The following is a 16,173-nucleotide window of genomic DNA, read 5'->3' on the forward strand; positions in this document are numbered from 1 at the left end:
GGAGAACATTTGGGTCGGCCGTATTTAACACCAGTTAAGGGCAAGATGTCTACGCAAAATCTAATGCGCAAGAAAATTCATTTCAAGTATTTCGCCGATTTTTTACCGGAAAAAGGATGACGGGTCGACTCGGAAAGAACCCGAGACGACCCAAAATCATGGGCGTTTACAGGTGATGCACCCGCGAAATATCCTGTAAATCAAACACTATCCGGCGGATACTGGATTTTCACGCATGAACTGCTCACCCAACTCGCGCAGGTTCTCGAACAGTTCTTCCATCTTGGCCTGGGTCGACAAGGGGTTGATCAAAATCGCCCGATAAACGACCCGACCTTCCAGCTTGGACATATTAAACAACGCCAACCCCCGTTCCATCGTTTTTTGGCGGCACCAACGGTGCAAGCGGTCACAATAGGCCGCATCGGCGCCTGCCAAGGCTTCCGGGGCATAACGGAAACACATCACCGGTGAACGCAAATCGTAGCAAGGTTCAAAGTCGGCATCGTTGCGCAACCATTGATGAATTTGCAGGGAAAACTGCCAGCGCTCTTCCGCCAACTCCGCGAAGTAGTTGCGTCCGTAAATCTGGAACAACAACCATACCTTCAATGCATCGAACCGTTTACCGCACAGGAGGGTATATTGGCCCAGATCGTCCGTCGCGTCCGGTTCGTGATCGGGGTTGTGAAACAGGTAGCTTGCGTTGGATGCAAACACCGCTTTCAGCAAACTCGGATTAGGCAGCAGCAACACGGTACAGGTCAGCGGGGAATGCAGCCATTTGTGCGCATCCCAAATCACACTGTCCGCCTGTTCGATGCCGCGAAACAGCTCTTTGCCGAACCGCGTCATCGCCATCGCACCGCCGAACGCCGCATCGACATGAACGTGAATATCGCGATCACGACACACCTCAATCATCTCCTGAAGCGGATCGAAACCACCCGTGACGGTAATGCCGCAGGTTGCCACCGCCGCAAAAACACGGCGCCCCTCACGATCACACATCGCCAGTTTGTCCTTAAAATCCTCGATCAGCAGTTCGTTGCGGTCATTGGTCGCGACTTTGATTACTGAATCCGTACCCAAACCCAGCAGGTGCGCGGCGTTGGCAATCGAATAGTGGCAACCGGCGGAGACCAAAATGCCGACCTTTTGCGCGCCAACCCCTTTTTGACGAATGTCGGGTCCCAATTTGGTATCGCGCGCCACCGTCAAGGCCATCAAGTTGGACAGCGAGCCGCCGGGCAGAAAAATCCCAGAGCTACCCGGTTTCATGCCGATGATTTCAGCCATCCAGGTGGCCACCGAACGTTCGATCAAGGTCCCGGCCGGGGACGCCTCAAAAGTAGCCAGGGTTGGGTTGAGCATACCCGCCAGCAAATCACCGACAATCGCGGGAAAGGATGCGCCGGCAAACATTTGATTGAGAAACAGCGGGTGCCAGGTTCGGATGCTGTTGGCCATGATGTCGTTTTCGAAATGCTCCATGGCCGCCTCGAAACCCATGCCTTGCTCCGGCGGATGTTCCTGATGAAACAGCGCCTTCAGCCGTGCCTGGTCCAAGGGCGGCACACAGGCCGCCGCCTCGGGTTGTTCGTAATGTTTTTTAAGTAACGTCGCAAGACGACCCATGATGTTGTCGATCGTTTCCTGGTTGTGCGCGTCCTGTAGCCAAGACACCTGCTCTTTTTGCAATGTTCACCTTCATGAAAAATTCGTCGGCAATGGTACGCCGAGGTAATCGCTGATGCGATAGAAAATTGTGCGGGACAGGCAGAAATCACCCGAATGAACGCTTGGAATGAGACATCATCAAGCGCATCATTCTTTCGGACTCTAACCTTTTTCCCGGGCGCCGGCGCGCCCAGAAGGCCCGCGAGACAAGCCGAACAATTTATAGCACAAGCCGCAAACATTTCGAATCCTAGATTATTTCACCCCCGGTCCCGCAAAAATTCGCCGCCGCGTGATTCCCGTCGGGAAAGGGTTTCCAGTACGCACGTCCTGGAAAAAATGCAACTTCTTAAGAGAAAAACCAGCGTTGTTCCTCACCGTCCCTTCTCCTATCGCAAGCAATAAAGCAGGATTCGTGATGCGCAAAAACTCGCATAAAGGGAACAACTTGGTTAAAATAACGCCGGATTCCAAGGTTCGACGCAATCGCCCACCGCTTGGGTTTGGTTGATTCATCGGCTTCGCCGATCAATTCGCCGTCTCCGTTTGGCGGTCAAGCTTCATCGCCAACGGACGATAGAAGGTTTAGCCGAGGCTATACATTAATGTAAGGAACGCCCCAAGATGGGCGCGATGGGAGCAACAATGGTTCTGGATCGCAGCGAAATTCTTCAAATGCTGTACGAGCAGCGGATCGACCGCGAGGAAGCACTGCGACTGCTAGACCGGCGGACCGAGCCGACAGCCGCCGTTACCGAAGCGCCCGTCACCCATCCCCCACACTTTGATGTGCGCGGCCTCCTCAGTCAACTGAGGCCCCGTATTAGCTCCAAGGATGTGAGCCGGTCCGCCGCCGCCTTCCTCGAACTCGAATTCTGGGGTCGGTTACGCCTGTTTCAGGTATGTCAGTCGATGGGTCTTTTTGTGGATCCCAAGGTAGCCGATGAGGGCGCCGTTTTGGGCGCCGGCGCCGGCATTCAACCTAAGTTCCTGCCTTATTTTGCCCAGTTGTGCGACATGCTCGTCAAAGAACGTCTCATCCAAAACATCGATGGGCGGATTCAGGCAACCCAACGCGTCCTCGAACCGGCGCTTCAGGAGAAGTTGGCCATGTTGGCCGACAGTAAAAGCAAGCTTTTGGAAAAAGAACCAAGCCTGGCCGTGCACATGCAGGTGCTCGACCACAGCTTAAACGAGCTGGCCGGGGTTTTGCGCGGCGAGAAAACCATTGAAGAAGTACGCGAGCCGATTCGGGCGCTCCTTCAGGATATGAACCAACAGGATCATCATTCCCAGTTTCTCAACGATCTGTGCGCCCAGTTGATCACCGCCTACCAGGGCTGGCTGCACCCGCGGGGTGTCCCCGAAAGCGAACTCACTTTATTTGAATGGTCCTCGGGTGGCGCCTCTGCCGCCGGCGCCGTGGCGCAAACCCTGGACGCCGACAAAACACGGGTTCACTTCAACTGGACCGCCGACCAGAGCGACGATGTCGCCTTTGCTCGGCGCCGCTGGGGTGCCGCGTTTCCCTTTACCGCGTTCCACAAACTCGATCTGAATCGCGACAATCCCACCCTTGACCAATTCGCCCAACACGCCGACATCTTGCTGTGCACCAACAGCCTGCACCGCGTGGCTTACTTCCCGGAAGCCATGGCTCACTGTCGCCGCCTGCTCAAACCCGGCGGCTTGCTCATCATCCGCGAGATGCTGGCGCCGCGCGATTTCAGCTTGCTAACCGCCGGCATGGACCCGCGCTGGTGGCGTTTCGAGGACGGCGCGCGCCGCCTCCCCAACCTACCCATCGCCGACAGCGACGGCTGGATGTCCGCGCTGGACCAAGCCGGCTTCGAAAGCCTTTCGGCCATCGGTTTACCCATTGAAAACCGCTTCTCTTTTCAGGGTTTAATTATCGCCCGCGCTCCAGAAACCCCGCTTGCCGACCTGCGCGACCAAAGCCTCGACGACCTCGCCGTTCATGTTGCTTACGAGGCCCCCGCAACAACCGACCACGAACCCGAACCCGCCGGCGATGCCGATTGGCTGCACCATCACCAACCAAGCACCGAAACCGACGAGCTCATCCCCGCGGCGCCGGTACAATCCGAACCCGCCGTCGCAGCGACCCCCCTTCAGACGCCCGATGAATCGCGCCAGAACCATTTACTGGTCCGCCAAACCTGGTCGGCCTGCCCCGGTCGCCCCGCTGAGAAGTTACCGGAACACGTGCTGTTCTTTTTGCCCGAAGACATGACCCCGCAACAAACGCCCTGGTTGCGCGATCTCCCCTGTCGGGTAACCACCGCGACCGTCGGCCCGCGCTTCAACCGAGGCGAGCAGGGGGGCTTCGCGCTACCTTTCGATGATCCCGGCGCACTTCGCCTGCTCTGTCACGCGCTGCACGACATTCCCATTGATCGTATTTACAAAATCGGCCCCGTCGAGGGCACAAGCGATTGGCAGGCAGAACACCGCTTTCTCCAAGCGCTCGAAATCGCCTTCAAAAGTGAAGGTCGCTACGGCGAATGTCCCACCACCCTCATCCTGCGCGGTAAAAACCGTTTCGGTGCCCGTGCCCTCGGCGGCATTTGCCAAGCGTTGCGCATCAGCGGCGCCACCCTACAACCACGCGTCCTTCAAACCGACACCCGCCAATCACTTGCCGCACAGTTGCGCCACGAACTCCGCATCGAACCCAGTGACCAAGGCACCAGCTACCGCATCAAAAAAGGGCAACGCCGCCGGTTGGTACTCGAGGCCACCCAGCCACAACATGACCGTCCGCCCATGTTACGTCGCGGCGGTGTTTATTTGATTCTAGGTGACTTAACCGGTGCCGCCCACGCCTTGGCCGACCGTCTGCACCATCATGCCGAGGCTCGATTGTTGGTACTGCCCTGGCGGCAACAGGGTCAACAAGATCCAAGTTGGTCGCGGTTGGGCGACCCCCACCAGGTGCAACAGCTCGCCGATTTGGCCGAAATGCCCCCGCTCTTAGAGGCCTGGAACGCCCGTGGTTTTCGCTTCAACGGCGTCTTTTTCTTCCACCAACCCCGCGCCCACCGCACTTATTCGTTGCTGGAACAACTGCGTCGGCTCGATTCATTGACCCAAAGCCAACCGCTTGATTTCTTTAGCATCGCCACCTCCGGCTCCGCCCATCTGGGCGAGTGGGGCTCTCCAAGTAATGCAGTCGATGAAAACCTATGCGCCGCTTTTGTCCATCATCGCAACGGATGGACCGCCACCAAAAGACGCGACGGCGAAGCCTACTGCTTGCGCATTGTCGATGAAACCCACCAAGGTTTACCCGCGGACGGCCTGGCCCTTTACCGCAAGGTTACCGGCATCGAGGAACCCCACGACCAATTAATCGCCGACACCCTTCTGGCACAAACCGCCCGCAACGATCACGATCTTTGTCTGATCGCCGGTGAAACCGACAAACTCGTCGATTTCATTCAGCATGAAACCGGCCTTTTACAGGACGCCCGCCGCTCCACTCAATCGTTGTTTGAAACCATCAGCACCGATGTCGCGCGCTTATGGCACCAAGAATGCCGGGGGGAAGGCAATCATCTCCAAGCACTTATTGACTTTTTTGGTTGGGAACCCGAGTTCCTGCTGCTCGACGGTTTTCAAGAGGCCGAGTGCGTGCGCAACCTGCTCGCCTACCACCGGGATCAGCTTCTCGTTTTCTACGGCGCCCAAGCGCTGCCCGGCCGCCAATTGGAACAATGGGTTTTGGATGCATTACGACAGGTCCTTGGCGAATCCACCCAACCCGCGCCACGCACGTCCTTTGGGGATTTGCCGTTCGGGCGCCGGTCCCTCGAGCATTTCTGCCAAAAACTCGGCGTTTTCCTCGGGGCAAAGCTGACCCCGGCGTTGTGTTTGCGGCATCCCAGTGCCGCGCAACTGGCCGCCGCGTTAACTGAACGCTTTCCCGAGCAAATCGACCGCGTATTAACCGAACACTGGCAATGGCAACCCCCGGCCGAGGCGCCCCAACCCACGCCGGTCCCCACCGTGCAAGCCGTCCCCGCGCCCAGCGTGCCGGCCACAAGCGCGACCCTGCCGACGGAAAGCGTCACCCCACCCCACCCCGGCGGTGACCTGGAGATGATCCCCCTTTCCGCGAAAAGCCGTTACATCCTGCAACACAAAGCCGCCCGTTTGGCCGCGTTCATTCAAACCCAGCACATAGCTCGGTTGCGTTTCTTGGCCCACCGCGGTCAAACCCAATCACCGGAACCCCATCGGTTGTTGGTGCTGGCCGAAACACCCGCTCAAGCAGTGGAAACCCTTCAGGCTTTCGCCGCCGGCCAAACACATCCACGTGGGGTATACGGCACCTGCGAAACGGCTTGGCAACACTTCGGCAGTGACCCGGGCGACCAAACCCTGTTGCTCGGTTTCTGGAAAAAACGCGAACTGCACAAACTCGCCGATCTCTGGACCCGCGGCGTTACCATTCCATGGCCGTCATTAATCGGCGAACCCGAAACCCACATTCAACCGGATGCCCCCGCGAGTAACATCCTGCCCACAAATGCAGGCCGGGAACCCACCGAGGTTGCCGTCCCCGCCACCCCGCGGCCGCCGATACAGGCGTCCTTTGCACCACAGCCATCAGAAGCCGGCGCCTCAGCGTCAAGCGATCCCGCGTCAAGCGATCCCGCGTCAAGCGATCCCGCGTCAAGCGATCCCGCGTCAAGCGATCCCGCGTCAAGCGATCCCGCGTCAAGCGATCCCGCGTCAAGCGATCCCGCGTCAAGCGCTCCCGCGTCAAGCGCTCCCGCGCCACCGACGATTCCCGGTCCGAGCAACCCCAAGGAAAACACCGAAGACACCGATCATCAGGGTGATGTTCCCGGCAGCGAACCCAGCGCCTCTGAATCAGAAGCGACGCCCGTCTCAGACGAACCTCCGGTTTTTACCGACCCATTAACCGCCGAAGACGCCCCCTCTCAAAGTGAAGCACCACCGATTCTTGAGCAAACGCGTTACGAGGCAACGCCGTCATCTCAATCTGAAGCGGTTCCCGCCGAAGCAATTTCCGAAACAGAACGCCATGCCCTTGAGCACCCCGAACCGGCCGACACAAACACCGCCCGACCAGAAACCGAGGAAACCACGATCCCGCCCCGGTTCAAAGTTGCCACTCCTGCCGACGCCTTGGAAGACGCCGAACCCGCGTTGCCCATCATCAGCTCTTCATCGCCTTCATTGAGCGAGGGTCAGCTTAGGGTATTCCTCGAAATTCGTCAGGTCCTGTGCTCCCTGCTTGATCTCGAAGAAAAAATCGTCAACCCCGACCAATCCCTGTTTTTTTACGGGCTCAATTCCATCAACGCCGTCCGTCTAAAATGGCACCTCGAACACCGCTTCGGCATTGACCTCCCCCTGAACGATCTACTCCTGACCCCTACCCTCGAAGGGCTTAGCGATCGTGTAAACGCACGCATTCAAACCCCTCATGAAACCATCGAACGGGGCTTGGACATCCAAGATTCCGACCCGCGCACCGCGTTCTCCCACAGCCTTGCCGGTTCAGACACCTCCGCACCCTTCCCCTTCTCCGCCATGCAGAATTACCTTCGCTGGGTTCGCCGCAAGGTTTCGCTTGGTAACTATTACTTTGAACTGGAAGAAACCGGACTCGACGTGAAAAACTTGCGTGCTTCTTGGGAATACGTTGTCGAGCACCATGAAATGCTGCGCGCCAACTTGGTTCAGGAAGATCAACAAGTCATTGAGGACGACCTTCCCGAACTCGCCATTCAGCTATTTGACTTGACCGAAGAAACCCACGACGCCGTGGATGCCTTTTTTGACGATCTCCGCCAAAAATGGTCAACAGAGCGTTTTGAAATCGGAACCACCCCGCGTTGGCGTTTGGCGCTTGTTCAATTGCCCGACGAGGTTGTGCGCATCGCGCTTTGCATCGATCGCATGCTGCTCGACTTCTCCTCGCTCCCCAACCTGTTGCAAACCTGGTTCGCGTACTACCGAAACCTGGAGCCCGCCCTACCCGGTGGCACCTTCTCGCGGTTCATGACCACCAAACAGCGCATCCAGGACCATGTTTGGTACCAGCGTGATCTCGAATACTGGAAGCAACGGCTCGACCAATTCGCCCCTTATCCCTCATTCGTCGGCGACTCCCAGTTCAGTCCCAATTTCCGACGGCTGTATGCGCAACTCGCACCGCCTACTTGGCATAGCTTGGCTGAGAAAGCACAACGCAACCGGATTACCCTGCCAATCGTGCTGTCGCAAACCTTTGCCGTGACCCTCGCATTTTTCACCCAGCGCAAGAACTTCTCCTTCCTCATCGAATCCAACCACCGCCTGCCGCTTTTTCAGGATGTCAGCCAGGTGGTCGGGCCTTTCCATGCACTGGCGCTTTACCCGTACCAACCCAATTGGGACATGTCCATTGCCGATTGCTTCCGCGAAGCACAGCGCGACCAATGGCGCGATCTCGACCACGCCACCGCGCGCGCCGAGGCCACCCTCGCCGTTTCCGACCGTCTGGGGGACTTCCCGATCATCATGCAAATGAGCCATCAGTGTCAGGACGAAACCGATTTCAAGGGTTGGAACCATGTTTGCCAATGGGTGTATAGTCGCAATGCTTTACCCAAGGCCACCTTTACCGCCCACTTCATGCTCGGCGGTCGAACCCTCGAAACCGCTTGGGAAGCGCCGCGGGAAGGGCTCGCCATGTTCCGACAAATGTTGGACTTCTTTTTCCTGACCTTGCTCCATCTCGCCAACTGTGACTGGCAGGAAAAAACCATGACCGCCGCCATCATCCCCATCCTCAACAAGCACCCGCGCGCCGCGGCGATGATGGGCAACTTCCCCGACCACATCCTGGAAGTTTTACAAAACTACCTTCAACAGCACCACGGCCGCTAACCCGTTGGCAGGCCGGCCCGGACAGTAAAAGCCGGCGGCCGCCATAGACGGCGTTTTTCCCCAAAATTCTCGTACGCTTTATGTAACTTTTTCGTCTTTTTTTCGTTAAGAGCTATGGATGTCGCTAACCAGGTGTGAGGTACGCCGCGGAACAATGGTTCACGGTCCGTAACCATCACGCACCGGTTCCGACATGATCTTGATTCAGCGAGGGTTCCTTGCAACGCGACCACGCCGATATCACCGCCCTTCTCGCTGATTGGCAGCAGGGAAACCAAAACGCCGTTGATCGGCTGATTCCCTTGGTAGAGGACGAGTTACGTAAATTGGCACGTCAGTATTTGGCCAGAGAATCCGCGGGCAATCATTTACAGGCAACCGAACTGGTTAACGAGGCTTATTTGAGACTTGTGGACCAGGAACGAACCACCTGGAAAAATCGCGCCCATTTTTTCGGCATCGCCGCCCAAATGATGCGCCGGATCTTAATGGATCACGCGCGCGCGCGGCAGGCCGCCAAACGTGGGCCCGACATCAAGGTCTCGCTTAACGAGCAATTGGTCGGCCGGGTTGATTTGGATTTGATCGCTTTGGACGAGGCACTCAATGAACTGGCGGCCTTGGACGAGCGCCAATCACGCATTGTCGCTTTGCGTTACTTCGTCGGTTTAAGCATTGAGGAGACCGCCGAGGTCCTCACGCTTTCCACCTCCACCGTAAAACGTGAGTGGCGCATGGCCAAAGCGTGGCTTTTGCGTTATCTTAAAAAGAGAAAAACGCAGCCCCTCGATTCATAAATCCTTTTACCCTTGTTCGGCATTTTTCATACCGCCGCTTCCTTTTCAGACTGCCCCCCCTTATTTCACCCAGGACTGTTCGATCTATGTTTCTTGATGCTTTGGCGATTTTCTGTCGCCCGCGAACATTTTTTCTTGACCAGGGACGACCGCCGCGTCCCATCACCGCGGAGGGGGGCCTATGAACAAATCCCCGGATCGCGGTCGTTTGGCCGCCTTGTTTGCCGAGCTTTGCGACCTCGGCAAAGCCGAACGCGAAACCTATTTGACCCAACAACAGCTGCCTCCCGCCCTGGAACAGGAGCTTCGCTCGCTACTCGCCTGTGACGAGGATGCCGAAACCTTTCTCGAAAAACCTGTTTCCAGCTTGGGCAACGTGCTTCTTTCCGAAGAGGCGCCCGCCGAACCCGATCAAGTGCCTGGCTGTGAACTCGTGCGTCTTTTGGGTGAAGGCGGCATGGGCCGGGTTTGGGAAGCACAGCAGTTAAAACCCATAAAACGTCGCGTCGCCGTTAAAGTCGTCAAGAGCGGGCACCTGTTTGATCGCGACGAAATGTACCAGCGTTTTCGCGGCGAACGTCAAACCCTCGCCCAAATGAACCATCCCAACATCGCGCAAATATATGGGGGCGGCCAAACGGAAAAAGGGGAACCGTTCCTATTAATGGAATATGTCGAACAGGGAACCCCCCTACTCGAATACTGTCAAAAAGAGCGCTTGGATCTCAACCGGCGCCTGGATCTGTTTTTCCAAGTTTGCCGCGGCGTCAAGCACGCACACCAAAAAGGGATCATCCACCGCGATCTCAAACCGGCCAACATTCTCGTCAAAATCTTGGACAAAAAACCCGTCGTTAAAATCATTGATTTCGGGGTCTCTGCCCAAACCTTGCACCTTTCAGCACAAGAAGACCAACCCAAGGTCACCGGGTTTTTGGCCGGCACCCCCATGTACATGGCGCCCGAGCAGGCCGATGTGCACAACCTCGACATCGACACCCAAACCGATGTTTACGCGCTGAGTGTCGTCCTTTACCAACTAATCTGCGGCTGCACCCCTTTTCGTGACCAAATCAAACCCGGCTCGGACTTCAACACCCTACGCGGTTACATCGCCGACAAACGTGCCATTTCCTTACGGGAACACTTCCGCGGTTTAAGCCCTGAGGCCGTGAGGATCGCTTGCAATAACCTTGCGATTCGCAAGGCCCAATGGCGTCGTCTCTGTTATGCCGACATGAACGCGGTCATCCTCAAAGGTTTGGCTGCCGACCGCCGCGAGCGCTATGAATCCGTCGCCGCCTTAATGGACGACCTGCGCGCGTTTTGCGAACATCGCCCCGTGAGCGCCGTCCCGGCCACCACCTTGTACACCGCCCGCAGGTTCATTCGTCGGAACCGAAACCTGCTCGGGGTCACGGCTTTGATTTTCGTATCCCTTTGTTTCGGTCTCATCTCCGCCGGAATCAGCCTGATGCGCTTATCGCGTTCCCAAGCCCAAGTCCTCGCCGAGTCGCGTAAAAATGAGCAGATCCTCAATGCCCTGGACACCATGTTCAAGGACGCCGCCCCTGATTCAGCGGGCAAGGTTGATGTCTTAACCATGCTCCAGGACACCAGCCGGCGTTGGAACCATCCGCTCTACGTCCGCGATAAGAACCCCGAGCTCCAGGCCGAAATGCACCTCGCGCTCGGGCGTATCTATCGTTCGTTAAGCCACTTCCATCTCGCTGAGCCTCACTTGCAACAGGCCGTTACCTTAATCGGCGAGACCTCGGGCAAACAGTCCCCAACCTATCTTGAAGCCCTTTTTGAGCACGGCATGCTCCTCTCCGCCACGGGTCACCATCAAGACGCCCTTAACCTGTTACGTAAGATCACCGTCTGGAACAAATTAAACCTCGGCGACCTCCACGAACGGACCCTCGTCGCTCAAGTCCACCTGGGTGGATGTTACCTGCAGCTCGGCCAACTCAATAAAGCCGAGCATCTGTTGCAACGGAGCACGGAGCAAATAGCAGAAACCTTCGAACCCCATCATCCGATTGTCGGGTACTGCAAACGATCCTTGGCACTCACCCTTATAAAACGCCACCAGTTTAACGACGCGGAAAAATTGCTTCTGAGCCTCAACCGAGCGGACCGTGCACGCCTCCCCGAAAACCATCCCGACCTGATGATGAACATGCATCTGTTGTCCCTCGCCGTCGGTCAAAAGCCACACCCAACCTTGGAAACCCACCTTGTGCGGAGTTTGGTCAACCCACGCTGGTATTCGGGCGCTCCTAAGCATGAAGACGATATCGGAAACTTGCTCGAGGATGGCGATAACGCCTTCAAAACCCAGGAATTTGCCAAGGCTGAGGAAATTTACAACTACGCCTACCAGGTGGGGCGGGAACTTCTCGGCCCCGAACACCGCCAAACCCAAAAAGCCGCCGCCGCCCTCAGCAAGGTGCTCGCACGACGGGGTAAACACTCCGAGACCCTCGCCATCGCCAGGGATCATGAGAAGATCGCGCGCATGCAGTTCGGCCATACCCACCCCATCACCTTAACCCTCCGGGAATACCGCAACCATGCTTTGCGGGCCCAGGGCAAACACGGTGAATTGAACCAAATGATCATGCAGGAATTCCTGCTGGCCAAAAACCGCCCTCGCCAACGCCTTTTGTCCGAACTTCGCGAATCCAACGAAATCGTCAAGATTTATGTCGCCCAAAACCGCCTGGAACAAGCACACACCATGGCCCTTGATAATTTAGAGGCCTGCCGCAGGCTCTTGCCTGCCGAGGGCGGGCCGGAACTGATTCCGCTATTAGAGACCTTGGCCGATATTCAATACGTCCTCGATCAACGCTACGCGGCCGAACAGTATCTCCAAGAAGCGCTCATTCTGGCACGCGACCACCGGGAGCAGGCGCCCCACCTTCTCCAGGGCCTCCACGTGAAATTTCCGAACCATATCCAACGACTCGAACGCCTTCTCGGGGACAGGGCGCGTGCCGAGCCGACACCGGCCAGACAGGCATCGAACCCTCCAGAACGCGTCCGTACGCGTGATTTGGGGACCCCGTCCACCACCGCGGACCAGGCCGAAATGGTCACGAACCGCCCATAACCTGTGTTCTCGGTAGGCGTGGTCAGATTGAGAAAGGGCCGGAAACTTCGCGGCGAATCTCGCGATACAAAAGAACAGGCGATCAGGGTGAAGGCCCCATCCAAGGTACCGGGCCATATAAGGAGCCAAGCCCGCTTGCGGCGTCCCATTCCACCACGGAGCGCCATGGTAATCCCAACAACGGCAACGAACCAAGCGCGCGTAACCGTTGCCAGTTGGTGTCTTCTTGGTGTGCATCGATCACGTAAGGAACCGTGCCGAGCATCGGCGTGGCTTCCTCCCACGCGCGTCCTAAAAAAATCGCGCCCGCGGATATCCCAATGATCAGAACGCCCTGTTGCAAAGCGCGCGTCACCGCCGCACGGGTTTCCGGCGTCGCTAGTTTTCGCGGGTCCCCGCCTGCCAGCAGTAAAAGATCCCCTACCCGCCAGTTTTGATCCCAATCCCCATTCTTGATCAGTTGCCGGCAGGCCGTTTCCGACACGACCGGTGCCATCGCCGCCGTGAAAATGGCGAAGTGTGCCGCTTGGTGGTCATTGGCATGACCCGCGTAAAAAGCCCGATCCAAGCGGTAACCACGACGTTCCAGTTCGTCCGCGAACCATGTAGGCCCTTTTGGGCCGTGGAAGAAGGGGCTTGAATCAGCCATTAACCACAAGGGCTTCACAGGATTGTGCATGGAATGTTGCCTCAAAAGTCGCGGTTTTTCCACAACCTTTTTAACAGGAACAAGGAAACGATCACCGAGATTAGATCAGCGCCGAGAATCGGATAATTGGATAAGGTGAACTTCTTTAACCCATTCTTTTTATACAGGTTATACCATCTAGCTGCTTCGTCAAAGGGTGCACAAAAATAAAAGTTAATTGAAACAGTCACAGAAGGCCCAAAGTTTTCCACATGTTTTCCACAGACCACGCCGTCGCCTTCATTCAGACGGGAAGCGCCAAATATACACCAACACCGCACCCGCGATCAAGCCCACAATGACCTTCGCAACCAAAACGGGAATGAAGTAGATAATCGAGAGCGGAATCGTCAATGCCAGAGCACCGGTTGCCGCCAGTTTGGCGCGTAAGGGAATGACCCGGTCCAGGTACCAAGCGCGAATGACCGAGCCGAACCAGGCATTGTTCAGCAGCCGATGGTAGAAACGCCGCGAACCCCGCGCGAAACATCCCGCGGCCAGCAACACAAAAGGTGTGGTGGGCAGAACCGGTAAAACCACGCCGATCAGGCCCAAGCCTAAAAACAAAATTCCCAATCCTATAAATAGCGCACGTAGTACCGGGGACCGTGAAAGGTTGAGACGGGCTTCCATTTCAGCTTCCCGTGCCGACCGCGCTTCCATGGATTCTTCCGCCATGTTCATCCTTTCCTGATTCGAGTCCTCCATGTTCATCCTTTCCTGATTCGAGCCCTCGGCGGCAAGACCTTGGTGCGTCATCTTATCCCATTTTTCGCCACGCATTTCCCGACACTTAGCGCCTGACCCAAAACACGCTTCGTTCTAAGACGTTACCCGAAATGCACGGGCCTTCCCCAGCCAAAACCCGTCAGATATGGCCAGGATGCTGTTTTTGGGATTTAAGGTGGCTTTTAAGAGGCTCGAAAGATGGTGGTTGGAGCGGTGCCGCGTCAACAAACCGGCATTTGATTTGCTGTATTCAGGGTGTTGTCAAGATCAACCAGGTGTTTGCACCAACAAGGGGGGCTCGATTTATGTTGCATCAACCCAAATTTCGGCGTGGCTTTTCGCTTTTGGAAAGCAGTATTGCGATCCTGTTGATGGCCGCGTCCTGCAACCTCGTTGTGTCAATGACGGCCGCTACCAACCGACAAATGAGGATTACACGGGCCGCCCAAACAGGGAAAAATATCATCCAGGACCTGTACCACCTTCCCCGAGAGGCCCTCGCGACCGAGACTCCGCTTAGCTTTGATGAACGCGGCTTACCCACGGCCACCAATCCGGCTTTTCATCTGACCATCGAACATGAGGAAGTACAGGAACATCACTTATACCATTTCCAGTTGATCTTCAATGAACCACGTTTACCGAACCGAACGTTCACCGCCGTGCGCCGTTTCCCAAGGATCCAACCATGACCCGACACGACGGTATCACCAACCGAAACGGGCGTTCCTTCGCGTTCAGTCTGATCGAACTCATGGTCGGTTTATTGGTCGGCGGGATCATCCTCTCCACGGCGCTCGCCTTGCTTCAGACAGCATTTAGGTCACAGCGAACCATCCGAGACACCATCCAACTCGAAACCCAGGTGCAATTGGCACGTGATCGATTGCAACACCAACTTCGTATCAGTGAATCCCAATTCTGGTGGGACCACCCTCTCGACCAACATCCTCATCACCCCATTGACCTGGCCAGAGGACCCCTCGCGTATACCCGCAATTGCCCTTGGCTCGAGGCTCCGTGCCTCATCGCCTACGACATTCGCCCCCCGCAACAACCCACCGTCTTCTCCGTTCTCCCTCACCAAGCCAATCCAAACGACGGTATCTGGCTGAAACTTCGCGGTAACGCATTCGATCCCCCACCCAATGGGTCACTCACCGGCAACGTGGCTTGGTTTACCAATGGGCAAACATCCTTTGCCGCCCTGATCGACCAAGGCGGAGGTCTTGACATCCGGCTCGCGGCCCCCGCCGACCAGCCTTGGACACTACCTACACAAATGACTGGTGACCAATGGTTTATAGTCATTCTTGGCTCGATGCATACGGTACACTGGACACTCCGTAATCAGGCCGGATCAGGAAAAGTACTCGCCGAACAACACTGGACCTTCCGAAACACCCAATGGTGGCCGCAACGCACCAAACTAACCCAACGTTTCCTTTTTGACCTTTGGACCTACGAACAAGACCAAAACCACTACCTCGTCATCAGCACTTCAAACCCACACCCAACGCCCTTAGCGCGCCCGATCACCGTTGCAGGAAGACAGTTCCTCCATCCGGTCCATACTGCCGTAATCCGTTGGTAAAGCCAAAAGCCAGGTGTCATTGCACCGATTGACAACCCTACACCGGCCATGGAGCCTACCAGCCTGGAAGACCAAACACGACCAAATCAGCGCTCAATCCAAACGGCCTGCAATGCTCTCTGATAAGGCGACCACGGGTTGGCGAATGACAACCCAAAAGGGGTCCAGGGCATTTTTTCTCAATTACCTTAAGCCTCCTTTGAAAGGCTTTTGGTTGGGAAAAATGCTGAGGGGATGGCGCCCCTTTCGGCCGCCAAAGCAGTACCCCTTTTGGTTGTCAAATCTAAACGCCCGCTGTACCCAAACGGGCAAAATGCACCGGAATGCGCCGCACCAACAAACATGATCCATGCACAACGACGCAGCGTGGCAGTCTTGCCCGCATTTCTCACAAGGATTCGTTGCGAGAAGTTGAAAGCCTTGTGCATACGAAGATAACGACCGAGAGACGGCACAGAGGTCCGACCTTTCGCGGGGCCGACCATTCGGTGTAGCAGCTGAGGAGGCGAAGACGGTTCGACCAAGTAAGGCTGATGGCCGCCCCGCGGATGACCGTCCCGCGGATGGCCGCCCCGCGGATGACCGTCCCGCGGATGACCGTCCCGCGGATGGCCGCCCCGCGGATGGCCGCCCCGCG

At 56.7% G+C, this 16,173-nt stretch carries 8 protein-coding genes; 5 read left to right on the forward strand and 3 right to left on the reverse strand.

What is annotated here, in order from left to right; translation table 11 throughout:
• Positions 1-207: 207 nt before the first annotated feature.
• On the reverse strand, positions 208-1,701 hold the full coding sequence (locus J3U88_RS19205; RefSeq protein WP_207860563.1) for a pyridoxal phosphate-dependent decarboxylase family protein: 1,494 nt from the start codon (positions 1,699-1,701) through the stop codon (positions 208-210).
• 624 nt (positions 1,702-2,325) lie between these two features.
• Between J3U88_RS19205 and J3U88_RS19210 the strand changes: the two genes are divergently transcribed.
• The 3 genes from J3U88_RS19210 to J3U88_RS19220 all read left to right on the forward strand — a co-directional run bounded on the left by J3U88_RS19210 (position 2,326) and on the right by J3U88_RS19220 (position 12,525).
• On the forward strand, positions 2,326-8,607 hold the full coding sequence (locus J3U88_RS19210) for a condensation domain-containing protein (RefSeq protein ID WP_207860564.1): 6,282 nt from the start codon (positions 2,326-2,328) through the stop codon (positions 8,605-8,607).
• 218 nt (positions 8,608-8,825) lie between these two features.
• Positions 8,826-9,404, forward strand: a complete 579-nt coding sequence (locus J3U88_RS19215) for a sigma-70 family RNA polymerase sigma factor (RefSeq protein WP_207860565.1) — start codon at positions 8,826-8,828, stop codon at positions 9,402-9,404.
• Positions 9,405-9,585: 181 nt separating this feature from the next.
• Entirely contained in the window at positions 9,586-12,525 is a 2,940-nt protein-coding gene (locus tag J3U88_RS19220) for a serine/threonine-protein kinase (protein WP_207860566.1), read from the forward strand.
• Between the two features lie 82 nt (positions 12,526-12,607).
• Here the strand turns inward: J3U88_RS19220 and J3U88_RS19225 are convergent, their stop codons facing one another.
• Together J3U88_RS19225 and J3U88_RS19230 are read right to left on the reverse strand one after the other, a co-directional pair.
• The gene (locus J3U88_RS19225) at positions 12,608-13,204 is read right to left on the reverse strand and encodes a type 1 glutamine amidotransferase family protein (RefSeq protein WP_207860567.1); all 597 of its coding nucleotides are present in this window, start codon (positions 13,202-13,204) and stop codon (positions 12,608-12,610) included.
• Positions 13,205-13,453: 249 nt separating this feature from the next.
• The gene (locus J3U88_RS19230; protein ID WP_207860568.1) at positions 13,454-13,891 is read right to left on the reverse strand and encodes a YbaN family protein; all 438 of its coding nucleotides are present in this window, start codon (positions 13,889-13,891) and stop codon (positions 13,454-13,456) included.
• A 356-nt stretch (positions 13,892-14,247) separates the two neighbouring features.
• Between J3U88_RS19230 and J3U88_RS19235 the strand changes: the two genes are divergently transcribed.
• Positions 14,248-14,634, forward strand: coding sequence for a type IV pilus modification PilV family protein (locus tag J3U88_RS19235; RefSeq protein WP_207860569.1), 387 nt, complete (start codon positions 14,248-14,250; stop codon positions 14,632-14,634).
• Entirely contained in the window at positions 14,631-15,536 is a 906-nt protein-coding gene (locus J3U88_RS19240; RefSeq protein WP_207860570.1) for a hypothetical protein, read from the forward strand. The genes J3U88_RS19235 and J3U88_RS19240 overlap by 4 nt, the downstream gene beginning before the upstream one ends.
• The last annotated feature ends 637 nt before the right edge of the window (positions 15,537-16,173 follow it).

Origin of the sequence: Acanthopleuribacter pedis (genome assembly GCF_017377855.1) — a bacterium.
GTDB lineage: Bacteria > Acidobacteriota > Holophagae > Acanthopleuribacterales > Acanthopleuribacteraceae > Acanthopleuribacter > Acanthopleuribacter pedis.

Excerpts from the sequence above, each read along its gene's own strand:
- J3U88_RS19225 (WP_207860567.1), bottom strand. The coding sequence starts at position 13,204 with ATGCACAATCCTGTGAAGCCCTTGTGGTTAATGGCTGATTCAAGCCCC.
- J3U88_RS19235 (WP_207860569.1), top strand. The coding sequence starts at position 14,248 with ATGTTGCATCAACCCAAATTTCGGCGTGGCTTTTCGCTTTTGGAAAGC.
- J3U88_RS19220 (WP_207860566.1), top strand. The coding sequence starts at position 9,586 with ATGAACAAATCCCCGGATCGCGGTCGTTTGGCCGCCTTGTTTGCCGAG.
- J3U88_RS19230 (WP_207860568.1), bottom strand. The coding sequence starts at position 13,891 with ATGGCGGAAGAATCCATGGAAGCGCGGTCGGCACGGGAAGCTGAAATG.
- J3U88_RS19210 (WP_207860564.1), top strand. The coding sequence starts at position 2,326 with ATGGTTCTGGATCGCAGCGAAATTCTTCAAATGCTGTACGAGCAGCGG.
- J3U88_RS19240 (WP_207860570.1), top strand. The coding sequence starts at position 14,631 with ATGACCCGACACGACGGTATCACCAACCGAAACGGGCGTTCCTTCGCG.